The 23,053-nt window shown below is 73.4% G+C and carries 15 protein-coding genes; 7 read left to right on the plus strand and 8 right to left on the minus strand.

The window, feature by feature from the left end:
- Positions 1-23: 23 nt before the first annotated feature.
- From IF43_RS0112530 to IF43_RS0112540, 3 genes are all read right to left on the minus strand, one after another.
- Positions 24-2,381: a non-reducing end alpha-L-arabinofuranosidase family hydrolase gene (locus IF43_RS0112530; protein ID WP_030198505.1), complete on the minus strand. Its 2,358-nt coding sequence runs from the start codon at positions 2,379-2,381 to the stop codon at positions 24-26.
- Between the two features lie 407 nt (positions 2,382-2,788).
- Complete coding sequence (locus tag IF43_RS0112535; protein WP_030198507.1) at positions 2,789-4,375, minus strand: sigma-70 family RNA polymerase sigma factor; 1,587 nt, start codon at positions 4,373-4,375, stop codon at positions 2,789-2,791.
- Positions 4,376-4,621: 246 nt separating this feature from the next.
- Positions 4,622-5,041: a secondary thiamine-phosphate synthase enzyme YjbQ gene (locus tag IF43_RS0112540; protein WP_030198510.1), complete on the minus strand. Its 420-nt coding sequence runs from the start codon at positions 5,039-5,041 to the stop codon at positions 4,622-4,624.
- Between the two features lie 178 nt (positions 5,042-5,219).
- Here IF43_RS0112540 and IF43_RS0112545 point away from each other — a divergent pair, with 178 nt between their 5' ends.
- Positions 5,220-6,287, plus strand: a complete 1,068-nt coding sequence (locus IF43_RS0112545; protein WP_030198512.1) for an NAD(P)-binding domain-containing protein — start codon at positions 5,220-5,222, stop codon at positions 6,285-6,287.
- Positions 6,288-6,327: 40 nt separating this feature from the next.
- Here IF43_RS0112545 and IF43_RS0112550 read toward each other — a convergent pair whose 3' ends face one another.
- On the minus strand, positions 6,328-8,163 hold the full coding sequence (locus IF43_RS0112550) for an ABC transporter ATP-binding protein (protein WP_030198514.1): 1,836 nt from the start codon (positions 8,161-8,163) through the stop codon (positions 6,328-6,330).
- A 261-nt stretch (positions 8,164-8,424) separates the two neighbouring features.
- Between IF43_RS0112550 and IF43_RS0112555 the strand changes: the two genes are divergently transcribed.
- The 3 genes from IF43_RS0112555 to IF43_RS0112565 all read left to right on the plus strand — a co-directional run bounded on the left by IF43_RS0112555 (position 8,425) and on the right by IF43_RS0112565 (position 15,254).
- Positions 8,425-11,364, plus strand: coding sequence for an FAD-binding and (Fe-S)-binding domain-containing protein (locus IF43_RS0112555; protein ID WP_030198516.1), 2,940 nt, complete (start codon positions 8,425-8,427; stop codon positions 11,362-11,364).
- Between the two features lie 111 nt (positions 11,365-11,475).
- On the plus strand, positions 11,476-13,467 hold the full coding sequence (locus tag IF43_RS0112560; protein ID WP_030198518.1) for an ABC transporter ATP-binding protein: 1,992 nt from the start codon (positions 11,476-11,478) through the stop codon (positions 13,465-13,467).
- A 5-nt stretch (positions 13,468-13,472) separates the two neighbouring features.
- A complete protein-coding gene (locus IF43_RS0112565; protein WP_030198520.1) occupies positions 13,473-15,254 on the plus strand; it encodes an ABC transporter ATP-binding protein in 1,782 nt (593 codons plus the stop codon).
- A gap of 72 nt (positions 15,255-15,326) precedes the next feature.
- Here the strand turns inward: IF43_RS0112565 and IF43_RS0112570 are convergent, their stop codons facing one another.
- Both IF43_RS0112570 and IF43_RS0112575 read right to left on the minus strand, forming a co-directional pair.
- Positions 15,327-16,544, minus strand: a complete 1,218-nt coding sequence (locus IF43_RS0112570; RefSeq protein WP_051795222.1) for a hypothetical protein — start codon at positions 16,542-16,544, stop codon at positions 15,327-15,329.
- A gap of 283 nt (positions 16,545-16,827) precedes the next feature.
- A complete protein-coding gene (locus IF43_RS0112575) occupies positions 16,828-17,619 on the minus strand; it encodes a metal-dependent hydrolase (protein WP_030198525.1) in 792 nt (263 codons plus the stop codon).
- 145 nt (positions 17,620-17,764) lie between these two features.
- Here IF43_RS0112575 and IF43_RS0112580 point away from each other — a divergent pair, with 145 nt between their 5' ends.
- From IF43_RS0112580 to IF43_RS0112590, 3 genes are all read left to right on the plus strand, one after another.
- Positions 17,765-20,278 (plus strand): RNA helicase, encoded by a 2,514-nt coding sequence (locus IF43_RS0112580; protein ID WP_030198527.1) that lies wholly within the window; start codon positions 17,765-17,767, stop codon positions 20,276-20,278.
- A gap of 61 nt (positions 20,279-20,339) precedes the next feature.
- Entirely contained in the window at positions 20,340-21,218 is an 879-nt protein-coding gene (locus IF43_RS0112585; RefSeq protein ID WP_030198528.1) for an acyl-CoA thioesterase II, read from the plus strand.
- Between the two features lie 6 nt (positions 21,219-21,224).
- On the plus strand, positions 21,225-21,632 hold the full coding sequence (locus IF43_RS0112590) for a YchJ family protein (RefSeq protein WP_030198530.1): 408 nt from the start codon (positions 21,225-21,227) through the stop codon (positions 21,630-21,632).
- On the opposite strand, the gene IF43_RS40635 is transcribed toward IF43_RS0112590, so the two are convergent.
- A complete protein-coding gene (locus IF43_RS40635) occupies positions 21,549-22,445 on the minus strand; it encodes a DUF6397 family protein (protein WP_234332130.1) in 897 nt (298 codons plus the stop codon). The genes IF43_RS0112590 and IF43_RS40635 overlap by 84 nt on opposite strands.
- Before the next feature lie 121 nt (positions 22,446-22,566).
- Positions 22,567-22,959: a roadblock/LC7 domain-containing protein gene (locus IF43_RS0112600; protein ID WP_030198535.1), complete on the minus strand. Its 393-nt coding sequence runs from the start codon at positions 22,957-22,959 to the stop codon at positions 22,567-22,569.
- Between the last annotated feature and the right edge of the window lie 94 nt (positions 22,960-23,053).

Below are 23,053 nucleotides of genomic sequence, written 5' to 3' on the forward strand. Positions count from 1 at the left end.
TGTGCGACCGTGGATCGGGCGGCTCAGCGCTGCAGGGTGAGGACGCCCGGCCGGTACGGCAGCCGGTCGTAGGGGCCGTCCGCGTTCGGGGACTTGCCCTGGTACAGGAACTGCAGGTGGCAGGGGTCGATGGTCATGGTCTGGTCGGGGTTGTTGCGGACCAGATCGCCGTGGCTGATGTCGTTGGTCCAGGTGGCACCGCTGTTGGCCCTGCCCGCGAAGGGGTTGCTCTCGGTCGCGGCCTGCGGGGTCCACGGACCGCTCAGGCTGGAGGCGGTGAACGAGCGGAAGTAGCGCTGCTCGTTCGCACCGCGAGCCTCGACGATCATGAGGTACTGGTTCTGGCCCTGGACCTTGTAGACCTGCGGCGCTTCGAACAGGTTCTTCACGGTGTCGCTCATGACCGTCGTGTACGACGAGCCGAAGGTGCCCGGGAAGTTCCCGATCGGCATGCTCGCCCGGTAGATCTTGCCGTTGTCGCCGGCGAAGAACAGGTACATGTTCCGGTCGTCGGCGATCAGGGTCTGGTCGATCGGGCCGGTGCCGGCGTCGGGGAGGCGCCCGGTGAACAGGGGCTGCGGCGCGGACCAGCCGTTGGGGTCGGCGGGGTCCCTCGACGTGCGGTAGCTGAAGGGAGATGCACCCCACTGGTACGCCAGCACCCAGATCTTCTTGGGCGCGAAGTAGAACAGTGTGGGCGCCACCGCGTTCTGGTTCATCCTGGTCTGGCCGGCCGACGCCATGTCCGACCAGTTCGTGAAGGGACTGAACGCCATCGAGCCGTACGAGGCTCCCGACGCGCTCGACGCGTAGACCAGGTGCTTGCCGCCCAGCGTCACGTGGGTGAAGTCCTTCACCGCGTCCCACCCGTTCGACGGCTGCGCGAGGGCACCCGTCGAGCTCCACCTGTACGTCGACGGAAGGGCGCACGTGCCGCCGCCCGTCCCGGACGGGGCGGTCCACTTCTGGTTGCCGACGGAGGCGCAGGTGTACAGCTGGATCCTGGTGCCGTTCGCGGTGGCGGCGCCGACGGCGTCGAGGCACAGCCCGGACTGGACGCCGCTGATCGTGCCGTCGGCGTTGATGTTCCACTGCTGGTTGGCGCCGCCGTTGCAGTCCCAGACGATCACCGAGGTGCCGTTGGTGGTGCCCTTGCCCTTGGCGTCCAGGCACTTGTCGTCGTGGACCTTCAGCTGCTTGGCGGCGGTGTAGGTCCAGCGCTGGTCGGCTTGTCCGCCGCAGTCCCACAGTTGCGCCTGGGCGCCGTTGGCGGTGGCGGTGCCGGGGATGTCGATGCAGCGGCCGGAGGCCGCGCCCTTGATCTCCCCGGTACCGCCGGTCGGCCTGGCCGGAGTGGTACCGGATCCGGACGTGAGGGCGCTCATGACGGCGGTGTAGGCGGGCTTGGGCTTGCCGTTGCCGTCGAACAGCAGGGGGTTTTCCCCGCTGCGCCAGGAGTCGCTGTCACGGACGCCCCACACCGTGATGCCGGTGCACCGGGCCACGGACAGGCAGGCGCCGACCGCGTTCGCGTAGGAGGTGGGTGATGCCTGGGCGATGTCCAGCTCGGTGATCTGGACGTCGACGCCCAGGGCGGCGAAGCCGGCCAGGGTGGTCTTGAAGCTCGCCGGCGGGCCGCCCGCCCCGAAGTGGCTCTGGAACCCGACGCAGTCGATGGGCACGCCGCGGGACGTGAAGTCCTTGACCATGCGGTAGACGCCCTGGGTCTTGGCGTCCGACCAGTTCTCGATGTTGTAGTCGTTGTAGCAGAGCTTGGCCGAGGGGTCGGCCGCGCGGGCGGTGCGGAACGCCTCCTCGACGAAGCCGTTGCCGAGCACCTTCTGGAAGACCGAGTCGCGGAGCCCGCCGCTGCCGCCGTCGGCGAACGCCTCGTTGACGACGTCCCAGGCGTAGATCTGGCCCTTGTAGTGGGCCATCTCGGTGGTGATGTGGTGGTTCATCACGCTGCGCAGCGTCTTCGCGTCCCCGATGGAGCGGACCCACGAGGGGAGCTGCGAGTGCCAGACCGTGGTGTGGCCGCGCAGACGCTGGCCGTGTGCCCTGGCGTGGTCGACGATCCGGTCCGCGGGACCGAAGTTGAAATTGCCGCGGGACGGCTCGACGGCGTCCCACTTCATCTCGTTCTCCGGGGTGATCATGTTGAACTCGCGGTCCGCGATCGCGGCGTACGCCGGGTCGCCGAGCCTGCCGGCGGCCACGGCCGTGCCGAAGTACCGGCCCGAGGGGGCCGCCTGGGTACCCAGGGCCGCGGCTCCGGCGGAGCTGGGGAGGAGCGTGACGACACCGGCCACCACCGCCGCGGCGGACAGGCCTGCCACCACTGTCCGGCGACGCCGGCGGAGCCGGTGCAGGCCCTTCATGATTCTCCTCGGGGGTCCTGCGTACCGGTCGCCCGGAGTTCGTGGATGTGCTGCGTCATGGGAGGGACTTTCTTCAGGGGATGCGTCAGTCGGGGAGGTCGGCCTGCCGCGCCGCCATGTCATGGCGGGCGGCGGGACGTACGCCCCTGAAGTGGAGGCTTCCGAGCGCGCGGGCTCGTAACGAAAAAAGTCGTGCCGTCCGCAGGATTGCCCGGTGATGCATCTCGCAGGCAGAAAGTGTTATGCCGGGCGCCGCAGTCCGGTCGCGCCCGCGGAGGGGTGGCGACCGGACTGATCGGCGGTGAACTCCGGTCAGGGCGTGGTGCGGGAACCGTGCGGGATCGTGCCGGAGGACCACCAGCGGTCGCTGCCTGTCTCCTCGGCCGGATCGCCCGGGGAGGGGGTGGTCAGGCTCCGGCCCTGCGCACGACGAAGGAAGCCTGGCCGGCGAAGTCCCGGGTGCCGTCGGAGCCGTCGAGCCAGACGCCACCGTCTCGGTGGCGGAGGACCGACCCGGGGTAGTTGTGCGCGTGCAGGGTCACCGACCCGGCGACCGTTCCGGGGCGCGGACAGAAGGTGGCGTCTTCACGGAACAGTTCGCTGCCGTCGTCGGTGTTCAGCCGTAGCCGCAGGTACTGGTGGCGGAGGTACCGGCCGTCCGCCGCACGGAAGGTGACGCACCGTGAGTCGGCCAGCCCCCTGAGGACCGTGAAGGTGACCGGTTGCCGTCCCTGCGCGCTGCTGGACGCGGGGACTCGGGCGAGCGTCGCGAAGTCGCCGGCATACGTGACGAACAGGCCCGGTTGGTCAACGGACTCCAGCGACTGTGCACCCAGGGGAACGGTGCCCGCGACGGCGGACGGACCCGCGGGGGACGGCACCATCGGAGACGGAGTCGCCGGGGACGGGCTCACCGGAGACGGTTCGGCCGACGGGGTGGTGCGCGACGGGATCGGCGTGGGAGTGCCGACCGTGGGGGCGGCGATGACGCCGGGCTCCCGAGGCGCCGGTTCGGGCCAGGTCGCGTAGGTGGCGGTCCCGGCGATGAGCACCGCGCCGGTGGCGAGGCTCACCAGCGGATGAGCGGTCACCGCGTGGAGTTTGCCGCTCAGCGCGCTGTGCAGACCGCCTCCGCCCGCCGCCGTGCCGACGGCGACGGGTGCCGTGGCCAGCCCGGCGACCGTACCCGACAGCAGGCCCTTGGCGGCCAGCGCGGCGATGAGTCCGGCCGGGACGGCCAGCGTCGTGAGGCTGAGGGGCAGCAGTTCGGCCGGAACCCGTTCTGTCGTCGTCGCCGTGCAGACCGGGCAGTCACGGGTGTGCCGCGCCATCCGCTTGCGCCACACCGATGCATGGTGACCGTCCCAGTCGGCGACGGTCTCGTCCAACTGCGGACAGCGCGGGTCGGCCTCGAGCGCGGCGACGATCGTCCGGCACAGTTCCAGCTGCTCGCGCATGCGTTGCAGGCGCACTCCGACGTGGGCGACCGTGAGCCCCGTCGCGGCGGCGATGTCGTCACGGCTCAGCAGGCCGGCGCACTCCTGCCACCACAGCGACAGCAGCATCCGGTGGTCCGGGTCGAGCCACCGGCCGGCTTTGACGACCCGGCGCCGCTCGTCCGACACGTGCAGCCGCAGGATCGTCACGTCCACGGGCTCGGCGCCGGCGTCCGGTATCTGGTGTGCCTCGTCGATGACCGTGGTCCGGTCGGCGAAGACGTGGTGCCGGTGCCAGTGGGTGTTGATCTGACGGAGCGTGATCGACACCAGCCAGGACCGGAAGCTCTCCGGGGCACGCAGGGAAGGCAGGTCGCGCACCACGCGCAGCAGGGTCTCCTGGACGACGTCGTCGACGTCGGCATGTCCGCTCAGCGCTCGCCCGACGATGTTGTAGACCAACGGCAGGTACGCGGCGATCAGCTCCTCGCGCGCCCGACCGTCACCGGCCTGCGCCGCGACGACCAGCTCCGCGTGGTCCGCATCCATGAGCCCCATTCCCACCTTCTCCAGGGAGTGATCCGCCGAGTACGGCGGCATACCCTAGCCTCGGCGAAGGTACACGGCCAAAGCCCGTGCCTCGGGTGGCCGGGCCGGGCCGTGCCGACCCGGAGGGCCCGGTGCCGCGGGTGCGTTCGGACGGCGGAAGGCCGGCGCGTGGACGGCCCGGCGGCGGCAGAAGCTCCTGGTCCTCGTCCCTCCGGATCACGGTCGGCCCGCCCGGGACGATCCTGACGGGCTCGATCAGCCCAGGAAGCTCAACCGGACCTGACGGTCCGGGTTGTCCTGGTTGGTGTCGACCAGGCAGACCGACTGCCAGGTGCCCAGGGACAGCCGGCCGTCGATCACCGGGAGGGTGGCGTGCGGGGGCACGATGGCCGGCAGGACGTGGTCGCGGCCGTGGCCCGGCGAGCCGTGGCGGTGGCGCCAGCGGTCGTCGGCGGGGAGCAGGTCGCGCAGGGCCGCCAGCAGGTCGTCGTCGCTGCCGGCGCCGGTCTCCAGGACGGCGACGCCGGCGGTGGCATGCGGGACGAAGACGTTGAGCAGGCCGTCGCGGCCGGCGGCGGCCTCGGCCAGGAAGTCCTCGCACGCGGCGGTCAGGTCGGTGACGGTCTCGGTGCGGCCGGTGCGGATGTCGAGCATCCGGGTGGTGAAGGGGGACATGGGGTCATTGTGGTGCAGGGAGGGCGGGAAGATCCGCCGCACCCGGCACGTTAGGTGAACCGTGAACAATCTTGGTGAGCGGGTCGCCGTGGGTGCGGGACCGGGCGCAGGCGCAGGCGCAGGTGCTGGTGCTGGTGCTGGTGCTGGTCCTGGTACGGGTCTTGGTCCTGGTGCGCACGTGGACGTCGTCGTCATCGGGGCCGGGCAGGCCGGGCTGTCCAGTGCCTACCACCTGCGCCGGACCGGTTCCGTGCCCGGCCGGGACTTCGTCGTGCTGGACCACGCGCCGCGCCCCGGCGGGGCGTGGCAGTTCCGCTGGCCCACGCTCACGTACGGCAGGGTGCACGGCATGCACGCGCTGCCGGGCATGGAGCTGACCGGCGCCGATCCCGACCGCCCGTCCTCAGCGGTGATCGGCGAGTACTTCGCGCGGTACGAGGAGGTCTTCGACCTCGGCGTGCTGCGCCCGGTCGACGTGCGCGCCGTGCGCGAGGGCGACGGCGGGCGGCTGCGCGTCGAGACCTCCGCGGGCGACTTCTCGGCGCGGGCGCTGATCAACGCGACCGGCACGTGGGACCGGCCGTTCTGGCCCCGCTACCCGGGACAGGACAGGTTCCGGGGGCGCCAGCTGCACACCGCGGACTACCCCGGCCCGGAGGCCTTCGCCGGCCGGCGCGTCATCGTCGTGGGCGGCGGCACCTCCGCGGTGCAGCACCTGCTGGAGATCGCGGAGGTCGCGGCGGAGACGACCTGGGTGACGCGGCGCCCGCCGGTGTTCCGCGACGGGCGGTTCGGGGAGGCCGAGGGGCGGGCGGCCGTGGCGCTGGTGGACGAGCGGGTACGACGGGGACTGCCGCCGCGGAGCGTGGTGTCGGTGACCGGACTGCCGCTCAACGAGGCCGTCCGGCAGGGCCTGGAGAGCGGGGTGCTGGCGCGCCGGCCCATGTTCGAGCGGCTCACCGCCACCGGCGCGCAGTGGGCGGACGGCACGGCGGTCGAGGCGGACACGGTCCTGTGGGCCACCGGCTTCCGCGCCGCCGTCGACCACCTCGCCCCGCTGCACCTGCGCGAGCCGGGCGGCGGCATCCGCGTCGAGGACACGCGGGCGGTCCGGGACGAGCGGGTCCACCTGGTCGGGTACGGGCCCTCGGCGAGCACCGTCGGCGCCAACCGGGCCGGGCGCGCCGCGGTCGCCGCGATCGGGCGGCTACTGGCCCGCGAGCCGGCGGGCGCGACCGCGGGGTGAGCGGGGCGGCCGGGGGCCGCCGTCGGGGGCGGGCTCCGCTTCAGCCCGGCGTCGGGGCCAGCTCCGCGTCGCGGCGGACCAGGTCGGCGTAGCGGCCGTCGGCCGCCAGCAGTTGCTCGTGGGTGCCGCGCTCGACGATCCGGCCGGCGTCGAGGACGACGATCTCGTCGGCGTCCCGCACCGTGGAGAGGCGGTGGGCGATGGTGATCGTCGTGCGGCCCCGGGACAGCGCGTCGATGGCCTGCTGCACCGCGTGCTCGGTGCGGGTGTCGAGCGCGCTGGTGGCCTCGTCGAGGATCAGCACCGGCGGGTTGCGCAGGATCGTCCGGGCGATCGCCAGCCGCTGCTTCTCGCCGCCCGAGAACCGGTAGCCGCGCTCCCCCACCAGGGTGTCGTACCCGTCGGGCAGGGACGCGATGTGGTCGTGGATCTGCGCGGCCCGGGCGGCCTCCGCGAGTTCCTCGTCGGTGGCGTCGGGCTTGGCGAACCGCAGGTTCTCCGCGACCGAGGCGTGGAAGAGGTACGTCTCCTGGGACACCACGCCGACGGCCCGGGCGAGCGAGTCGAAGTCCAGGTCGCGGACGTCGATGCCGTCCAGGGTGACCCGGCCGGCCGTGACGTCGTACAGGCGCGGGACCAGGTAGCTGAGGGTGCTCTTGCCCGAGCCGGTGGGCCCGACCACCGCGAGCGAACCGCCCGCCGGGACGGTGAGGTCGATGCCGGACAGGGTCGGGTCGCCGCCCGGGCCCTCGTAGGCGAACTCCACGCCCTCGAAGCGGACCTCGCCCCCGGCCTGCGCGATCCGGACCGGCTCGGCCGGCTCGGTGATGTCCACCGGCAGGTCGAGGTACTCGAAGATGCGCGCGAACAGGGCCAGGGAGGTCTGCATCTGCACGCCCGTCGACAGCAGGCTCACCGCCGGTCGGAACAGCCCCTGCTGGAGGCTGACGAAGGCGACCAGCGTGCCGAGCGACAGCGCGGGCGCGCCCGACTGGAGGGAGAGTCCGGCGGCCCAGTAGATCAGGGCGGGCATGGCGGCCATGACGATGCCGATGGTGGCCATCCGCCAGCGCCCCGCCATGCTGGACCGCACTTCCAGGGCCACCAGCTGCTCGGACTCCTCGGCGAAGGAGCGGGTCAGCGAGTCGGCGCGCCCCATGGTGCGGCCGAGCAGGATGCCGCTGACGGACAGCGACTCGGTGACGGTCGCGGCCATGGCGGCCATCTGCTTCTGGCGCTGCGTGGTGATCTTCTTGCGTTCGCGGCCCACCCGGCGGCTGATCCACACGAACACCGGCAGCAGGAGCAGCGAGACGAGGGTGAGCCGCCAGTCGAGGGCCAGCATCGCGACGACGGCGGCGACCACGGCCGTCAGGTTCGAGACCAGCGAGGTCGCGGTGGAGGTGACCGTGGCCTGCATGCCGCCGATGTCGTTGGCGATGCGGGACTGCACCTCGCCGGTGCGGGTGCGGGTGAAGAAGGCCAGGGGCATCCGCTGCAGCTGCGCGTAGACACCGGTGCGCAGGTCGTGCATGACCCGCTGGCCGACGGTCGTGGAGATCAGCGTCTGCAGCACGCCGAAGACGCTGCCGACGACGGCCGTCGCGATCATGCCCAGGGCGAGCAGGCTGAGCAGGCCGGTGCGGCCCTGCGGGATCGCGGTGTCGAGGATCTCGCGGAGCAGGAACGGCGAGGCCACCCCGACCAGCGACGAGGCGCCGACCAGCAGGCCGACCACCGCCAGCCGGCCGCGGTACGGACGGAACAGGCGCAGGATGCGGCGCAACTCGCGCGGCGGTTCGGCGGGCGCCGACCGGGCGGGGTCGAGCGGCTGGGCGGCGGGGGTCCAGGCGGGCGGCTGCTCGTGCGGGTGCATGGGCTCCTTCAGCGTTCAGCGTGCGTCGTCCTCCGGTCGGGGCGACGCCGTGTCGACGGTACCCGCAGGTACCGACAGCGCCCAGCGCGTTCGCGGTGCGCGGAGCGGGCCGCGCACCGCGGGCACCGCGCGCCACGCGGAGCCCCCGCCGCAACGGGCGAAAGGGCCCGCCGGGCGGGATGCTGGCCCCGGGACGGTGTGGAGGGCCGCGAGGCCACGGAGGCGACGGGCCGCGAGGCCCCGAAGGTGAGGGGCCGCACGATGCCGCTGCTGGAGCCGAAGCCCGGGGCCCTGCGCCCCCGTAAGATCACCGGCCCGTCCCCGGACCGGGTGCCCGAGCACCTGGCGTCCGGCACGCCGCGGCGGCTGCGCGAGGACCTGGTCGCGCTGCTGGGCGCGGACAAGGTCCTGTGGAAGGTGTCCGACCTGGTGCGGTACGCCTCCGACGCCTCGCCGTACCGGTTCGTGCCCCAGGTGGTCGTGGTGGCCGAGGACGTGGACGACGTCTCCGCGGTGCTCTCGTACGCGCACGGGCAGCAGCGCGAGGTGGTGTTCCGGGCCGCCGGGACCTCCCTCAACGGCCAGGCCCAGGGCGAGGACATCCTGGTCGACGTACGCCGCCACTGGTCCGGCGTCGAGGTCCTGGAGGGGGGTCGCCGGGCCCGGATCCGGCCCGGCACCACCGTCGCCCGGGCCAACGCCGCGCTCGCCCGCCACGGGCGGATCCTCGGCCCGGACCCGGCCAGTGCGATCGCCTGCACGCTCGGCGGGGTCGTGGCCAACAACGCCTCGGGCATGACCGCGGGGACGACGCGGAACTCGTACCGCACCCTGTCCTCGCTCACGTTCGTCCTGCCGAGCGGAACCGTGGTCGACACCGCGGACCCGCTCGCGGACGAGGAGCTGGTCCGGGCGGAGCCGGCGCTGTGCGCCGGGCTGATGGCGGTCAAGCGGGAGATCGAGGCGGAACCGGGGCTGGTGGCCCGGATCCGCGCCAAGTTCGAGATCAAGAACACCAACGGCTACCGGCTCGACGCCTACCTCGACGGGACCACCCCGGTCGAGATCCTGCGGGGGCTGATGGTCGGCTCCGAGGGCACCCTCGGCTTCATCGCCGAGACCGTGTTCGACACCGTGGCGCTGGACCGGGAGGTGTGCACGGGTCTGCTGTTCTTCCCCTCGCTGCCGGCCGCGGCCGCCGCGGTGCCGGCGTTCAACGACGCGGGCGCCCTCGCGGTCGAGCTGATGGACGGCAACACCCTGCGCGCCTGCGCGCGGGTGCCGGGCGTCCCCGCCGACTGGGCGGAGCTGCCGAAGGGCACCACCGCCCTGCTGGTGGAGTTCCGGGCCCCCGACGCGGCGGGGCGGGAGGCGTGCGGGGCGAGGGCGGCCGAGGTGGCGGCCGGGCTGGAGCTGGTCGTCCCGGCCCCCTCCGTGACCAACGCCTTCGTCTCCGACGCGGCGACGGTCGCCGGGTACTGGAGGGCCCGCCGGGCGTTCGTGACGGCCGTCGGCGGGGCCCGCGCCCCGGGTACGACGCTCATCACGGAGGACTTCGCCGTACCGCCGGCGCGGCTCGCGGAGGCGTGCGGGGCCCTGCTGGCGCTGCAGGCGGAGCACGGCTTCGACGCGGCGGTGGCGGGCCACGCGGCCCACGGCAACCTGCACTTCCTGCTCGCCTTCGACGCCGCGGAGCCGGCCGACGTGGCACGGTACGCGGCCTTCATGGACGCCTTCTGCCGACTGGTGGTGGAGCGGTTCGACGGCTCGCTCAAGGCGGAGCACGCCACCGGCCGGAACATCGCCCCGTTCCTCGAGCTGGAGTGGGGGCCGCGGGCCACCGGGCTCATGTGGCGCACCAAGCAGCTCGTCGACCCGGACGGCGTGCTCGCCCCGCGCATCGTGCTGGACCGCGACCCGGAGGCCCACCTTCGGGGCCTGAAGACCATCCCGAAGGTGGAGGCGATCGGCGACCCCTGCATCGAGTGCGGTTTCTGCGAACCGACCTGCCCCAGCAAGGACCTGACGACCACTCCGCGCCAGCGCATCGTGCTGCGCCGCGAGATGCTGCGGCAGAGCCCCGGCTCGCCGGTGCTGGACGAACTGCTCCTGGCGTACGGGTACGACGCCGTGGACACCTGCGCGGGTGACTCCACCTGCGCCCTGGCCTGCCCGGTGGGCATCGACACCGGCGCCCTGATGCGGGAGTTCCGGGGCCGTCGGCACGGGCCCGGCGAGGAGCGGGCCGCGGAGCTGGCCGCCCGGAACTTCGCCGTCGTGGAGCGGGCGGCCCGGCTCGCCGTGGCGGCCGCCGACACGGTCGCCGAACGGGTCGGGAACGCCCCGCTGCGGATGGTGACGGGGGCCGCGCGCAAGGCCGTACGCCCCGACCTGGTCCCCGAGTGGCTGCCCGAGGTCCCGGCGGCCGCCGCGCGGCGGCTGCCGCCGTCGGCGTCCCGGGCCCGGGCCGCGGCCGTGTACTACCCCGCCTGCGTCAACCGCGTCTTCGGCGGCCCCGCGGACGGCCACGACCTGTCCCTGCCCGAGGCCGTGGTGGCCGTCTCGGCGCGGGCCGGGAAGCCGGTGTGGATCCCGGGGGACGTCCCCGGCACCTGCTGCGCCACCATCTGGCACTCCAAGGGCTACCTCGGCGGCAACCGGGTGATGGCCAACCGGATCGTGGAGGCCGCCTGGGGCTGGACGGCCGGCGGGAAGCTGCCGTTGGTGGTGGACGCCTCGTCCTGCACGCTGGGGATCGCGCACGAGGTGGTGCCGTTCCTGACCGACGACAACAGGGAACTGCACGCGGAACTGACGGTGCTCGACTCGGTGGTGTGGGCCGCCGACCACCTGCTGCCCCACCTCGACGTGTACCGCACCGTCGGCTCGGCCGTCCTGCACCCGACCTGCGCGACGCGCCGTCTCGGCGACGAGGAGCACCTGGTGGCGGTGGCCCGGGCCTGCGCCGAGGAGGTGGTCGTGCCGGCCGACACGGGCTGCTGCGCCTTCGCGGGCGACCGGGGCATGCTGCACCCGGAGCTGACGGCCGCGGCGACGGAGAAGGAGGCTGCGGAGGTCACCGCCCGGTCGTACGACGCCCACCTGTCGGCGAACCGCATGTGCGAGGTGGGGATGGACCGGGCCACCGGGCGCCCCTACGAGTCGGTGCTGCTGCAACTGGAGCGCGCCACCAGGCCCTGACCGCAAACCCCGCCCGCGGGGGTCCACGCGGCGCGGAAAATCGATTGCCCCCGCGGTTCCCGGAAGGCGAACCTTGCGTGGTTTGGAACACCCTTCGAACCATGGGGCGTCATGCAGATCAGCGATCTCCCGTATCCGGATCCCGGCGTACCCGATGCCCGCTCGGGCCCCCGGTTCCTGTGGTGGCTGGGGCGCGGCCAGCTCGGCGGACAGCTCAGGAGCCTGGCGTGGGGCGTACTGCACCACGTGGGCATCGCGGGACTGCCCTTCGTCGTCGGCACGGGCGTGGACGCCGTCATCGACCGCGACGGCGGCCGGCTGGCGCTGGTGGGCGCGCTGCTGGTGGTCTGCGGCATCGCGATCTCGCTCGGCGACACGATGCTGCACCGTACCGCGGTCACCAACTGGATCACCGCGGCGGCCCGGGTGCAGCAGCTGCTCGCCCGCAAGACCGCGCAGCTGGGCGCGGCGCTGACCCGGCGGGTGGCGGCGGGCGAGGTGGTGGCCGTCTCCACCGGCGACGTGGAGAAGATCGGCTGGTTCGTCGAGGCGGTCTCGCGGTTCCTGGCGGCCGCGTTCGCGGTGGTGGTGCTCTGCGTCGGCCTGCTGGTGTACGCCCCGGCCCTCGGCGTCGTCATCGCGGTCGGCGTCCCGGTCCTGGCACTGGCCGTGCTGCCGTTGCTGCCGCGGGCCACGAAACGGGCCGACGCGCAGCGGGAGAAGGCCGGGCGGGCGACCGAGCTGGCGTCCGACACGGTGGCCGGGCTGCGCGTGCTGCGCGGGATCGGCGGCGAGGAGCTGTTCCTGGGCCGGTACCGGGAGGCCTCGCAGGAGGTGCGCGCGGCCGCGGTGCACAGCGCCCGGATGTGGGCGGTCATCGCGGCGATCCAGGTGGTGCTGCCGGGGCTGCTGCTGGTGACGGTGGTCTGGTACGGGGCCTCGCTCGTCCGGGACGGGCGGATCGCGGTCGGCGAACTGGTCACCGTGTTCAGCGCGGTGGCCGTCATGAACTACCCGCTGCGGCACTTCGAGGAGATCGCGATGGCGTACTCCTTCTCGCGTCCGTCCGCGAAACGGGCGGCGCGGGTGCTGTCCCTGACCCGGACGGACGCGGAGCCACCCGCGGCCGGGGGGCGCGCGGAGGGCACCACGGCGGGGACGGGCCCGGAGGCCGGAACGGCAGTGACGGGCCGGGAGGCCGGAACGGCAGTGACGGGCCGGGAGGCCGGAGCGGCCGGACGGGCCGGAGCCGCAGCGCCGGACTCCGCCGTGGACGTGCTCGTGCTGCCCGACGGCCCGCAGCTGCCCGAGGGGGACCTGTACGACCCCACGACCGGCGTCCTGGCTCCGGCGGGCGTCCTCACCGCCGTCGTGTGCGGCGACCCCGACCTGGCCGGACGCCTCGCCGAACGGCTCGGCGGGCATCCCGCGGACGCCACGGGCGAGCCGTCCGTGCTGCTCGGCGGCGCGGCGCTCGACGAGCTGCCGCTGGCCGCCGCCCGGACCTGCGTCCTGGTCCAGGACAAGGACCCGGTGCTGCTGTCCGGGACCCTGCGCGAGCTGCTCGACGTACCGGGCTCCCGGAACCTCCCGGCCGCACACGCGCTCGCCGCCGCGCAGTGCGGGGACGTGCTGGACGCGCTGCTGCAGTCCGCCCCCGACGGGGTCACCGACCCGATGGACGCGCGCATCACCGAGCGCGGCCGGTCGCTCTCGGGCGGCCAGCGCCAGCGGCTGGCGCTGGCCCGGTCCCTGGTGGCCGACCCGCAGGTACTGGTGCTGGACGAACCGACCTCCGCGGTGGACTCGCACACCGAGGCGCGGATCGCGGACGGGCTGGCCGGGCTGCGGGCCGGGCGCACCACCGTGGTGCTGGCCTCCTCGCCGCTGCTGCTGGACTGCGCGGACCGGGTGGTCCTCGTCCACGAGGGCCGGGCCGCGGCGGTGGGCACGCACCGGGAGCTGCTGGCGGGTGACCGCCGCTACCGGGCGGTGGTGACGCGCGAGACCGACGAGGAGCAGCGCCTCGCGGAACCGTCCGCCCCGCACGTCCCCGACGGACGGGGACGGGAAGAACTCACCGGGATCGAGGAATCGGCATGATCGGCGTGATCGGCGTGGCACCTCCGGACCACGACCCGGCGGCCCCCGAGTCGGCCGCCACCCTGCCGGTGGGCACACCGGCGACCGTACGCACGTATGTCCGCGGGCTGCTGCGCCGGCACCGGCGGGCGTTCGCGCTGCTGATCGCGGTCAACGCGGTCGCCGTGGTGGCGTCCATGGTGGGCCCGTACCTGCTCGGCACGGTGGTCGACGGGCTGTCCGAGGGGACCGTGGAGCTCCATCTGGCGCGGACCGGGCTGCTGTTCGCCCTCGCGCTGGCCGTCCAGACGGTGTTCACCCGGATGGTGCGGCTCCGCGGCGCCATGCTCGGCGAGGAGATGCTGGCCGATCTGCGCGAGGACTTCCTGGTGCGGTCGGTCGGGCTGCCCCCGGGAGTGCTGGAGCGGGCCGGCACCGGCGACCTCCTCTCGCGCATCACCACCGACGTCGACCGGCTGGCCAACGCGATGCGCGAGGCCGTGCCGCAGTTGGCCATCGGCGTGGTGTGGGCCGGGCTGCTGTACGGGGCGCTGGCCGTCACCGCGCCGCCGCTGGCGCTGGCCGCGCTGGTGGCGCTCCCGGTCCTGGTGATCGGCTGCCGCTGGTACTTCCGGCGGGCCCCGTCGGCGTACCGGTCCGAGGCGGCCGGGTACGCGGCGGTGGCCGCGGTGCTGACCGAGACGGTGGACGCGGGGCGCACGGTGGAGGCGCACCGACTGGGCCCGCGCCGGATCGCGCTGTCGGACCGGCGGATCAGGGAGTGGACGGCCTGGGAGCGGTACACGCTGTTCCTGCGCTCGGTGCTCTTCCCGGTCATCAACGTCACGTTCGTGACCATCCTGGGCGCGGTGCTGATGATCGGCGGCTACTGCGTGTTCCGGGGCTGGCTGACGGTCGGGCAGCTCACCACGGGCGCCCTGCTCGCGCAGATGATGGTCGACCCGATCGGCCTGATCCTGCGCTGGTACGACGAACTCCAGGTGGCCCAGGTGTCCCTGGCCCGGCTGGTGGGCGTGCGCGAGATCGAACCGGACTCGGGGGACCCGCGGACCGCCCCGGAGGGGCGGGACGTGCGGGCGGACGAGGTGCGGTTCGGCTACCGCGAGGGCGTGGACGTACTGCACGAGGTGTCGCTGTCGGTGCCGCCCGGCACGCGGATGGCCCTCGTCGGGCCCTCGGGCGCCGGGAAGTCGACCCTGGGCCGGCTGCTCGCGGGCATCTACGCGCCCCGGGCGGGCGAGGTCACGCTCGGCGGCGCGCGGCTGGCGCGGATGCCGGCCGAGCGGGTGCGCGAGCACGTGGCGCTGGTGAACCAGGAGCACCACGTGTTCGTGGGCACCCTGCGGGACAACCTGCGGCTGGCGCGGTCGGGCGCCGAGGACGCCGAACTGTGGGCGGCCCTCGGCGCGGTGGACGCGGACGACTGGGCCCGGGCGCTGGACGGCGGCCTGGACACCGCCGTCGGCTCGGGCGGTACGGCGCTGACGCCGGCGCAGGCGCAGCAGATCGCGCTGGCGCGGCTGGTGCTGGCCGACCCGCACACCCTGGTGCTCGACGAGGCGACATCGCTGCTGGACCCGCGGGCTGCCCGGCACCTGGAGCGGTCGCTGGCGCGGGTGCTGGACGGGCGTACGGTCGTGGCGATCGCGCACCGGCTGCACACCGCGCACGACGCGGACGTGATCGCGGTGGTCGAGGACGGCCGGATCAGCGAGCTCGGCAGCCACGACGAACTGGTCGCGGCCGACGGTGCGTACGCGGCGCTGTGGCGGTCCTGGCACGGCTGAGCGCGTCGGGACCGTGTGCACGGCGGGTGCCCGGCCTTCGGGCACCCGCCGTTCTCCGGCGCGGGAGGACCGCTACGAGCCGGACGTCGGCAGGTGGGCCTGCTTCGAGGCGCAGGTCCAGATCACCGGGTGCATGCGGTCGGCGGCGTCGACCGCGTACCCGCCCACGCGGTCGTCGTCGGTGACCGTGTAGGCGCCCGCGTGGGCGGTGGGCGTGTTCGCGAGGCGGGGCAGGGCGAGCACCGGGCCGCTGCCCTTCCACAGTTGGGCCTGGTACGGCGGGGCCGTCTCGGGCGGGAAGGGCCCGACGATGCCCGAGTCGGATGCGGTGCCGACGCTCACGTTGGTCGTGGGGCTGATGTCCTCGAACGTGCCCTGGGTGCGGTCGCCGAGGTTCGGGGCGGAGGTCCTGGCGGAGTACGGCGGGAGCCAGGTCGTGCCGTTGGAGATGTCCACGTGGGTGAAGCGGTACGTGCCGGCGATGCGGCCGGCCTCGTCGATGTCCCGCGGCTCGTAGACGCTGTAGGAGTCGCCCGGGTTGACCTCCGGCAGTTCGGCCGCGGGGGCCGCCGCGTCGGCGGACCAGAGCAGGGCGGACTCGTAGCCCTCCTCGTATCCGTCCTGGTCCACGACGGCGTAGTGGTTGCCGACGATCCGGCCCGCGTTGTTGATTCCGCTGACCCCTTCGAGGTAGCGGGTGTGCGCGGGCACCACGAGCTCGCGGCGCAGCGTGCCGCCCGCCCATTCCAGGCCCACCTTGCCGCCGCTCGGGAGGGTGCGGTAGCCGACGCTGTGGCCGTGGTCGTTGATGTCGGTGGCGCGTTCCCCGCCGGGCAGCGGCTTGGCGTGCGCGAAGCCCGGGGCGTAGCGGAACGCGCGCGTCGGGAGGCCGGGGCCCGACATGGTGCCGACCATGACGCCCCACTTGTTCACGGCCTCCACGAGCCCGGTGGCGTAGCCCTTGGGAAGGGGTACGGCGTGGACCGCCTTGCCGGTCCAGTAGACGGGCCGGTTCTGCGAGCGGCCGACCGAGAGGCCGAACCGGCCGATGCCCCGGACCTCGGTGGTGGCCATCCAGGGTCGCGGGTCCTCCGCGGGCCCGGGCAGCGACGCCAGGACCTTGATGCCGGGCGTGCAGGCGGCGCTGCCGACGGCCCCCACCGCGGCGGCGGTCCTGCCGGCCGTGTCCTGCGCGGCCGCCTGCGCGGCCGGTGCGGACAGCGCCAGCGAGGCCAGTACGCTCCCCGCCGCCGCGAGCGCGAGTCTGCTCCTGCTCTTCGTGGTGCGCATGCTGTGTCCCCCCAGTCATGTGCGAGCCGACGGACCTGACGGCTCGTCGGCAGCCATCATGGACGCCGGACCGACCCGGGACCAGCCCGCCGCCGACGGGTGGTGCAAGGCTGTTACGCCTCCGGGACACCCCTGCCGCCGGGTGGACGGCCCGGTACGCCGCGGCCGACGCCGACCCCGCCGATCACCTCGATGCCCGCGGCCCGTCGTGGCCCCGCTGCGGGCGGGCCGGGGGGTGGCCGGGGATCACGGCCGGTCGACCCTGATCCGCCGACACCCCTAGCTAGATGAAGTTGAGGGCGGCGGCGCCGCCGGCGCCGCCGAGGACCAGGAAGGCGGGCATCAGGATCTTGAGCTCCACCCAGCTGCCGGCGCGGAAGCGCATCCCCTTCGGCGGGCCCAGGGGGTACCAGCGCTTGCCGGCGATCGGGATGGGCCACAGCACGGGGCACCCGGAGACGGTGAGGGCGTCGCCCAGGTCGTGGACCAGGGCGCCCAGCACGATCGGCAGGCCGAGCCACAGGTACTCCTGGCCGGGCCCGGTGAAGAGCCAGTGCGCGCCGTTGCCGGGCTGGTCCAGCACCCCCGCGAGGATCCACGCACTGGTGGCGCCCAGCAACCACACGAGGATGTCGCTGGACATCCGGGCGGCCCGCCACAGCAGGCCCTCGACGGCCAGGACGAGGTGGACGAAGAGGATGGCGAGGACGCCCCAGCGGTCCGCGGTGGCGGCGATGGCGGAGGCGCCCGCGCCGATCAGCACGGCCCACAGCCAGGTGTGCGTCAGCGTGCGGTGGCCGCCGGAGCGGCGGGGGTCGCGCGGGGTGCGGGTGGCCTTGTAGACGGAGTACGAGACCTTGTCGACGACCTCGCACAGCCCTCGCGAGAGGGGGCCGAAGGCCCGTGAGACGGTGGCGGCCTTGTGGTCCAGGTCGGGCGCGAGCGCCGCGCCGGCGCAGACGAGCGCCCCGACGATCAGGACGGGCCAGGGCATGGGATGGCCCGCGGCCGCCGCTGCGGCCCCCACCCCCAGCCAGGCCGCCGCCCCGGAGAGTGAGTGCGCCGGTCCCATCATGCTCGTCCCGCCCCCAGTGAAGTGTTGGTCGGGCCCGTGCGGCGGTCGCGCCGCCCGGCCCGGCTGACGGCACAGCGTACCGTCGGTGATCTTCAGGCCGTCCGCCGGTTCCCCCTTCCGGGGGGAAGCCAGGCAAGATGGGGTCGTGACCCTCATTGATCAGCTGCCGAGCGACGCCGACCCCGATGCCCTCTTCGAGGCCTTCTCCACCTGGGCCGAGGGCCAGGGCATCACCTTGTACCCGGCTCAGGAGGAGGCGCTGATCGAGGTCGTCTCCGGCGCGAACGTGATCCTTTCCACCCCGACCGGCTCCGGCAAGAGCCTGGTCGCCGCCGGCGCGCACTTCACCGCGCTGGCCCAGGACAAGGTCACCTTCTACACGGCCCCCATCAAGGCACTGGTGTCGGAGAAGTTCTTCGACCTGTGCAAGCTGTTCGGCACCGAGAACGTCGGCATGCTCACGGGCGACGCCTCCGTCAACGCCGACGCCCCCGTGATCTGCTGCACCGCCGAGGTGCTCGCCTCGATCGCGCTGCGCGACGGCAAGGACGCGGACATCGGCCAGGTGGTCATGGACGAGTTCCACTTCTACGCCGAGCCCGACCGCGGCTGGGCCTGGCAGATCCCGCTGCTGGAGCTCCCGCAGGCGCAGTTCGTCCTGATGTCCGCGACCCTCGGCGACGTCTCCCGGTTCGAGGAGGACCTCACCCGGCGCACCGGCCGCCCGACGTCCGTGGTCCGCTCCGCGACCCGGCCCGTCCCGCTGTCGTACGAGTACGTGACCACCCCCATCACCGACACCCTGACCGAGCTGCTGGAGACCAGGCAGGCGCCGGTCTACATCGTGCACTTCACGCAGGCCCAGGCGGTCGAGCGGGCGCAGTCGCTGATGAGCATCAACATGTGCACGCGCGAGGAGAAGGACAAGATCGCCGAGCTGATCGGCAACTTCCGCTTCACCACCAAGTTCGGCCGCAACCTCTCCCGGTACGTGCGCCACGGCATCGGCGTGCACCACGCCGGCATGCTGCCCAAGTACCGGCGCCTGGTGGAGAAGCTCGCCCAGGCCGGCATGCTCAAGGTCATCTGCGGCACCGACACCCTCGGCGTGGGCGTCAACGTCCCCATCCGCACGGTGCTGTTCACCGCGCTGACGAAGTACGACGGCACCCGCGTGCGGACCCTGCGCGCCCGGGAGTTCCACCAGATCGCCGGCCGGGCCGGCCGGGCCGGCTTCGACACCGCCGGCTTCGTGGTCGCCCAGGCCCCCGAGCACGTCATCGAGAACGAGAAGGCGCTCGCCAAGGCCGGCGACGACCCGAAGAAGCGCCGCAAGGTCGTCCGCAAGAAGGCCCCGGAGGGCTTCGTCGGCTGGACCGAGAACACCTTCGAGAAGCTCATCGCCTCCGAGCCCGAGCCGCTCACCTCCCGCTTCAAGGTCACCAACATCATGCTCCTGTCGGTGATCGCCCGGCCGGGCAACGCCTTCGAGGCGATGCGCCGGCTGCTGGAGGACAACCACGAGCCGCGCAAGAACCAGCTGCGGCACATCCGCCGGGCCATCGCGATCTACCGCTCGCTGCTCGACGGCGGGGTGGTCGAGCAGCTCGACACCCCCGACGCCGAGGGCCGCACGATCCGGCTCACCGTCGACCTCCAGCAGGACTTCGCCCTCAACCAGCCGCTGTCCACCTTCGCGCTGGCCTCGTTCGACCTGCTCGACCCGGAGTCCCCCTCCTACGCGCTGGACATGGTCTCCGTCGTCGAGTCGACCCTGGACGACCCGCGCCAGATCCTGGGCGCCCAGGAGAACAAGGCCCGCGGCGAGGCCGTCGCGGCCATGAAGGCCGACGGCGTCGAGTACGAGGAGCGCATGGAGCGCCTCCAGGAGATCTCGTACCCCAAGCCGCTGGAGGAGCTCCTACAGCACGCCTACGACGTGTACCGCAAGAGCCACCCGTGGGTGGGCGACCACCCGGTCTCCCCCAAGTCGATCATCCGCGACATGTACGAGCGGGCGCTGTCCTTCACCGAGTTCACCTCCTTCTACGAGCTGGCCCGTACCGAGGGCATCGTGCTGCGCTACCTGGCCAGCGCGTACAAGGCGCTGGACCACACCATCCCGGACGACCTGAAGTCCGAGGACCTCGAGGACCTCATCGCCTGGCTGGGCGAGATGGTCCGCCAGGTGGACTCCAGCCTGCTGGACGAGTGGGAGCAGCTCGCCAACCCGGAACTGGAGTCCGCCGAGGAGGCCCAGGAGAAGGCCGACCAGGTCAAGCCGGTCACGGCGAACGCGCGCGCCTTCCGCGTGCTGGTCCGCAACGCCATGTTCCGCCGGGTGGAGCTCGCCGCCCTCGACCACGTCGAGGAGCTGGGCGAGATGGACGCGGAGTCCGGCTGGGACGCCGACGCGTGGGGCGAGGCGATGGACGCGTACTGGGACGAGTACGACGACCTGGGCACCGGACCCGACGCACGCGGACCCAAGCTGCTGTCGATCGAGGAGGACCCGGCGCACGGTCTGTGGCGCGTCCGCCAGACCTTCGCAGACCCGAGCGGCGACCATGACTGGGGCATCAGCGCCGAGGTCGACCTCGCGGCCTCCGACGAGGAGGGCCGGGCCGTGGTCCGGGTCACCGCCGTCGGCCAGCTCTGAGCCCGGCCGCGCCGCCCGCACCGACCGACCGCCGGAACCCGACAGCAGTGGAGAACCCCTGATGACGAACCCCGCCGAGAGACTCGTGGACCTGCTCGACCTGGAGCAGATCGAAGTGAACATCTTCCGCGGGCCCAGCCCGCAGGAGTCGCTCCAGCGCGTCTTCGGCGGGCAGGTCGCCGGCCAGGCCCTGGTCGCGGCGGGCCGCACCACCGAGGGGGACCGGCCGGTCCACTCGCTGCACGCGTACTTCCTGCGCCCGGGCATCCCGGGCGTGCCGATCGTGTACCAGGTCGAGCGGGTCCGCGACGGCCGGTCCTTCACCACCCGCCGGGTCACCGCCGTGCAGCAGGGCCGCACGATCTTCAACCTCACCGCCTCCTTCCACCGTCCGGAGGAGGGCAGCATCGAGCACCAGCTGCCTCCTCGCCATCTCGTCCACCCGGACACGCTCCCGAAGGTCGCGGACGAGATCCGCGAGCACCTGGGGGCGCTGCCGGAGGCGCTGGAGCGGATGGCCCGCCGGCAGCCCTTCGACATCCGCTACGTCGACCGGCTCCGCTGGACGCCCGAGGAGATCAAGGACGCCGATCCGCGCAGCGCCGTGTGGATGCGCGCGGTCGGCCCGCTGGGCGACGACCCGCTCGTGCACACCTGCGCGCTGACCTACGCCAGCGACATGACCCTCCTGGACGCCGTGCGCATCCCCGTCGAACCCCTCTGGGGCGTGCGGGGGTTCGACATGGCCTCGCTCGACCACGCCATGTGGTTCCACCGCCCCTTCCGGGCCGACGAGTGGTTCCTGTACGACCAGGAGTCGCCGATCGCCCACGGCGGCCGCGGCCTGGCCCGCGGCCGGATCTACGATCTCGAGGGCCGGCTGCTGGTCTCCGTGGTCCAGGAAGGGCTCTTCCGTCCCTACTCACCCCTGAAGGGCTGACCCCGCGTGCCCACGCCGTCCCCGACCGCCCCCTGCCCCTGCGGACTCCCCGCCGACTACGCGAGCTGCTGCGGCCGCTTCCACTCGGGCGCCCAGCAGGCGCCCACGGCCGAGCTCCTGATGCGTTCGCGGTTCAGCGCGTTCGCCGTCGGCGACACCGCCTACCTGATGCGGTCCTGGCACTCCACCACCCGGCCCGGGCGACTGGAGCTGGACCCCGACCAGCGCTGGGTGCGGCTGGAGATCCTGGGCTCCGAGCGCGGCGGCCTGTTCGAGACCGAGGGCGCGGTGGAGTTCCGGGCGCACTACCGCGAGGGCGGGCACACCGGTTCACTGCACGAGAACAGCAGTTTCGCCCGCGAGGACGGCGCATGGGTCTATGTCGGCCCCCTCTCTCCGGTCGTCTTCGACTGACGCGTCCCCCGGCCGGGACCCGCTCGCTGCCGATCGGGCCTCGGCCAGTGCCATCCCGAGGCTCGCCGAGTACCAGATGGTCTCGTCGGGCTCCCGGGCCCGCAGGAGCCGGTCGGCGACCTCCGCCGCCGCCGGCACGCAGGGGTGCCCGTACGGGCGCGGCGGGGCGAGGGCCGTGAGCAGGGCCCGCTCGGCCTCGTCGGGCACCACCCGTGCGAGGTCGGGTGGTTCCAGCAGGGCGGCGACCACGGCCGCCCGCTCCCACGGGTCCGCGGTCCGGGCCAGCAGCAGTCCGGTGCGGCGCCCGCGCCAGTTCCGGGCGCGCACGTCCGCCCCCGCGGCCAGCCGCTGCCGGTCCCGGGCCGGCAGCGGCCCCACGGCCAGCCCGCGCTCGCGCACCCTGAACTCCCTCAGTTCCTGGGCGAGGTAGAGCCAGACCACCATCCGGTAGCGGTTGACCCGGTAGCCGACCGGGGTGAGGTACCCGCACCTGGTCAGGGCCCGCAGCCGCTCGGTCCCGATGCCCAGCAGGCCCGCTCCCGCTCCCGTGTTGACGGTGCGGACCCGCTCGTACAGCGCCTCGGGGAAGCCCGCGCCGCCGCGGACCCGGTCGATCTCGGCCCGGCTCCAGCGCCGCGGCCCGGCGTCCGACCGTACCAGCCCCAGCTCCACGGCCAGCTCGAACTCGGCGCGCCGCAAACCCAGTTCCTCCGCGGCCCGGTTGGCGCCCAGCGGCACCGCCGCGCGCCGCACGGTCACCGCGCCCCTCACCTTCGCCGCACGCATCCCATCGGCCGCGCGCAGCGCGTTCATCACGTCCACGACAGTCTCCTCCGCGAGTCGTTCAATTACTCTGCGTGAAGACCGTAGCCCGCCGTGACGACCGTCGCGCCGGCCTGTGGATAACCCTCGTCCCGGCGCGCACCGCCGCGCTTCACTCGCGCGAGCGCTCCGCCACCCCGAGGTGCTCGCCCACCCGGTTGACCAGCAGCGTCATCTCGTACGCCACCTGACCGACGTCGGCCTCGGCGCCGCTGAGCACGCACAGGCTGCTGCCCTGGCCGGCGGCCATGACGAAGAGGACGCCTTCGTCGTACTCGACCATCGTCTGGCGCACCTGCCCGGCGCCGAAGTGCATGCCGGAGCCCTTGGCCAGGCTCTGCAGCCCCGCGGAGACCGCCGCCAAGTGCTCGGCGTCCGCCCGCTCCAACCCGCCGCTCGACCCGGTGAGCAGGCCGTCGTTGGACAGCACCACCGCGTGCCGCACCTGCTGGACCCTGCGCGTCAGATCGTCGAGCAGCCAGTCCAGCTGCTTGTCCAGCGCCATGTCGTCGCCTCCCCGTTCGCGCGGTCGCCCCCGCCCCCGCGTACCTGTTCCGCCAGCCTTCCCCACCTGTGCGTTCCCGGCAAGGAGGATGGGG

Origin of the sequence: Streptomyces sp. NRRL S-87 (assembly GCF_000719335.1) — a bacterium.
In the GTDB taxonomy this organism is placed as follows: domain Bacteria; phylum Actinomycetota; class Actinomycetes; order Streptomycetales; family Streptomycetaceae; genus Streptomyces.

Coding starts and splice junctions, on each gene's coding strand:
- IF43_RS0112530 (WP_030198505.1), bottom strand. CDS start 2,381: ATGAAGGGCCTGCACCGGCTCCGCCGGCGTCGCCGGACAGTGGTGGCA.
- IF43_RS0112535 (WP_030198507.1), bottom strand. CDS start 4,375: ATGGGGCTCATGGATGCGGACCACGCGGAGCTGGTCGTCGCGGCGCAG.
- IF43_RS0112540 (WP_030198510.1), bottom strand. CDS start 5,041: ATGTCCCCCTTCACCACCCGGATGCTCGACATCCGCACCGGCCGCACC.
- IF43_RS0112550 (WP_030198514.1), bottom strand. CDS start 8,163: ATGCACCCGCACGAGCAGCCGCCCGCCTGGACCCCCGCCGCCCAGCCG.
- IF43_RS0112555 (WP_030198516.1), top strand. CDS start 8,425: ATGCCGCTGCTGGAGCCGAAGCCCGGGGCCCTGCGCCCCCGTAAGATC.
- IF43_RS0112560 (WP_030198518.1), top strand. CDS start 11,476: ATGCAGATCAGCGATCTCCCGTATCCGGATCCCGGCGTACCCGATGCC.
- IF43_RS0112570 (WP_051795222.1), bottom strand. CDS start 16,544: ATGCGCACCACGAAGAGCAGGAGCAGACTCGCGCTCGCGGCGGCGGGG.
- IF43_RS0112575 (WP_030198525.1), bottom strand. CDS start 17,619: ATGATGGGACCGGCGCACTCACTCTCCGGGGCGGCGGCCTGGCTGGGG.
- IF43_RS0112585 (WP_030198528.1), top strand. CDS start 20,340: ATGACGAACCCCGCCGAGAGACTCGTGGACCTGCTCGACCTGGAGCAG.
- IF43_RS40635 (WP_234332130.1), bottom strand. CDS start 22,445: ATGAACGCGCTGCGCGCGGCCGATGGGATGCGTGCGGCGAAGGTGAGG.
- IF43_RS0112600 (WP_030198535.1), bottom strand. CDS start 22,959: ATGGCGCTGGACAAGCAGCTGGACTGGCTGCTCGACGATCTGACGCGC.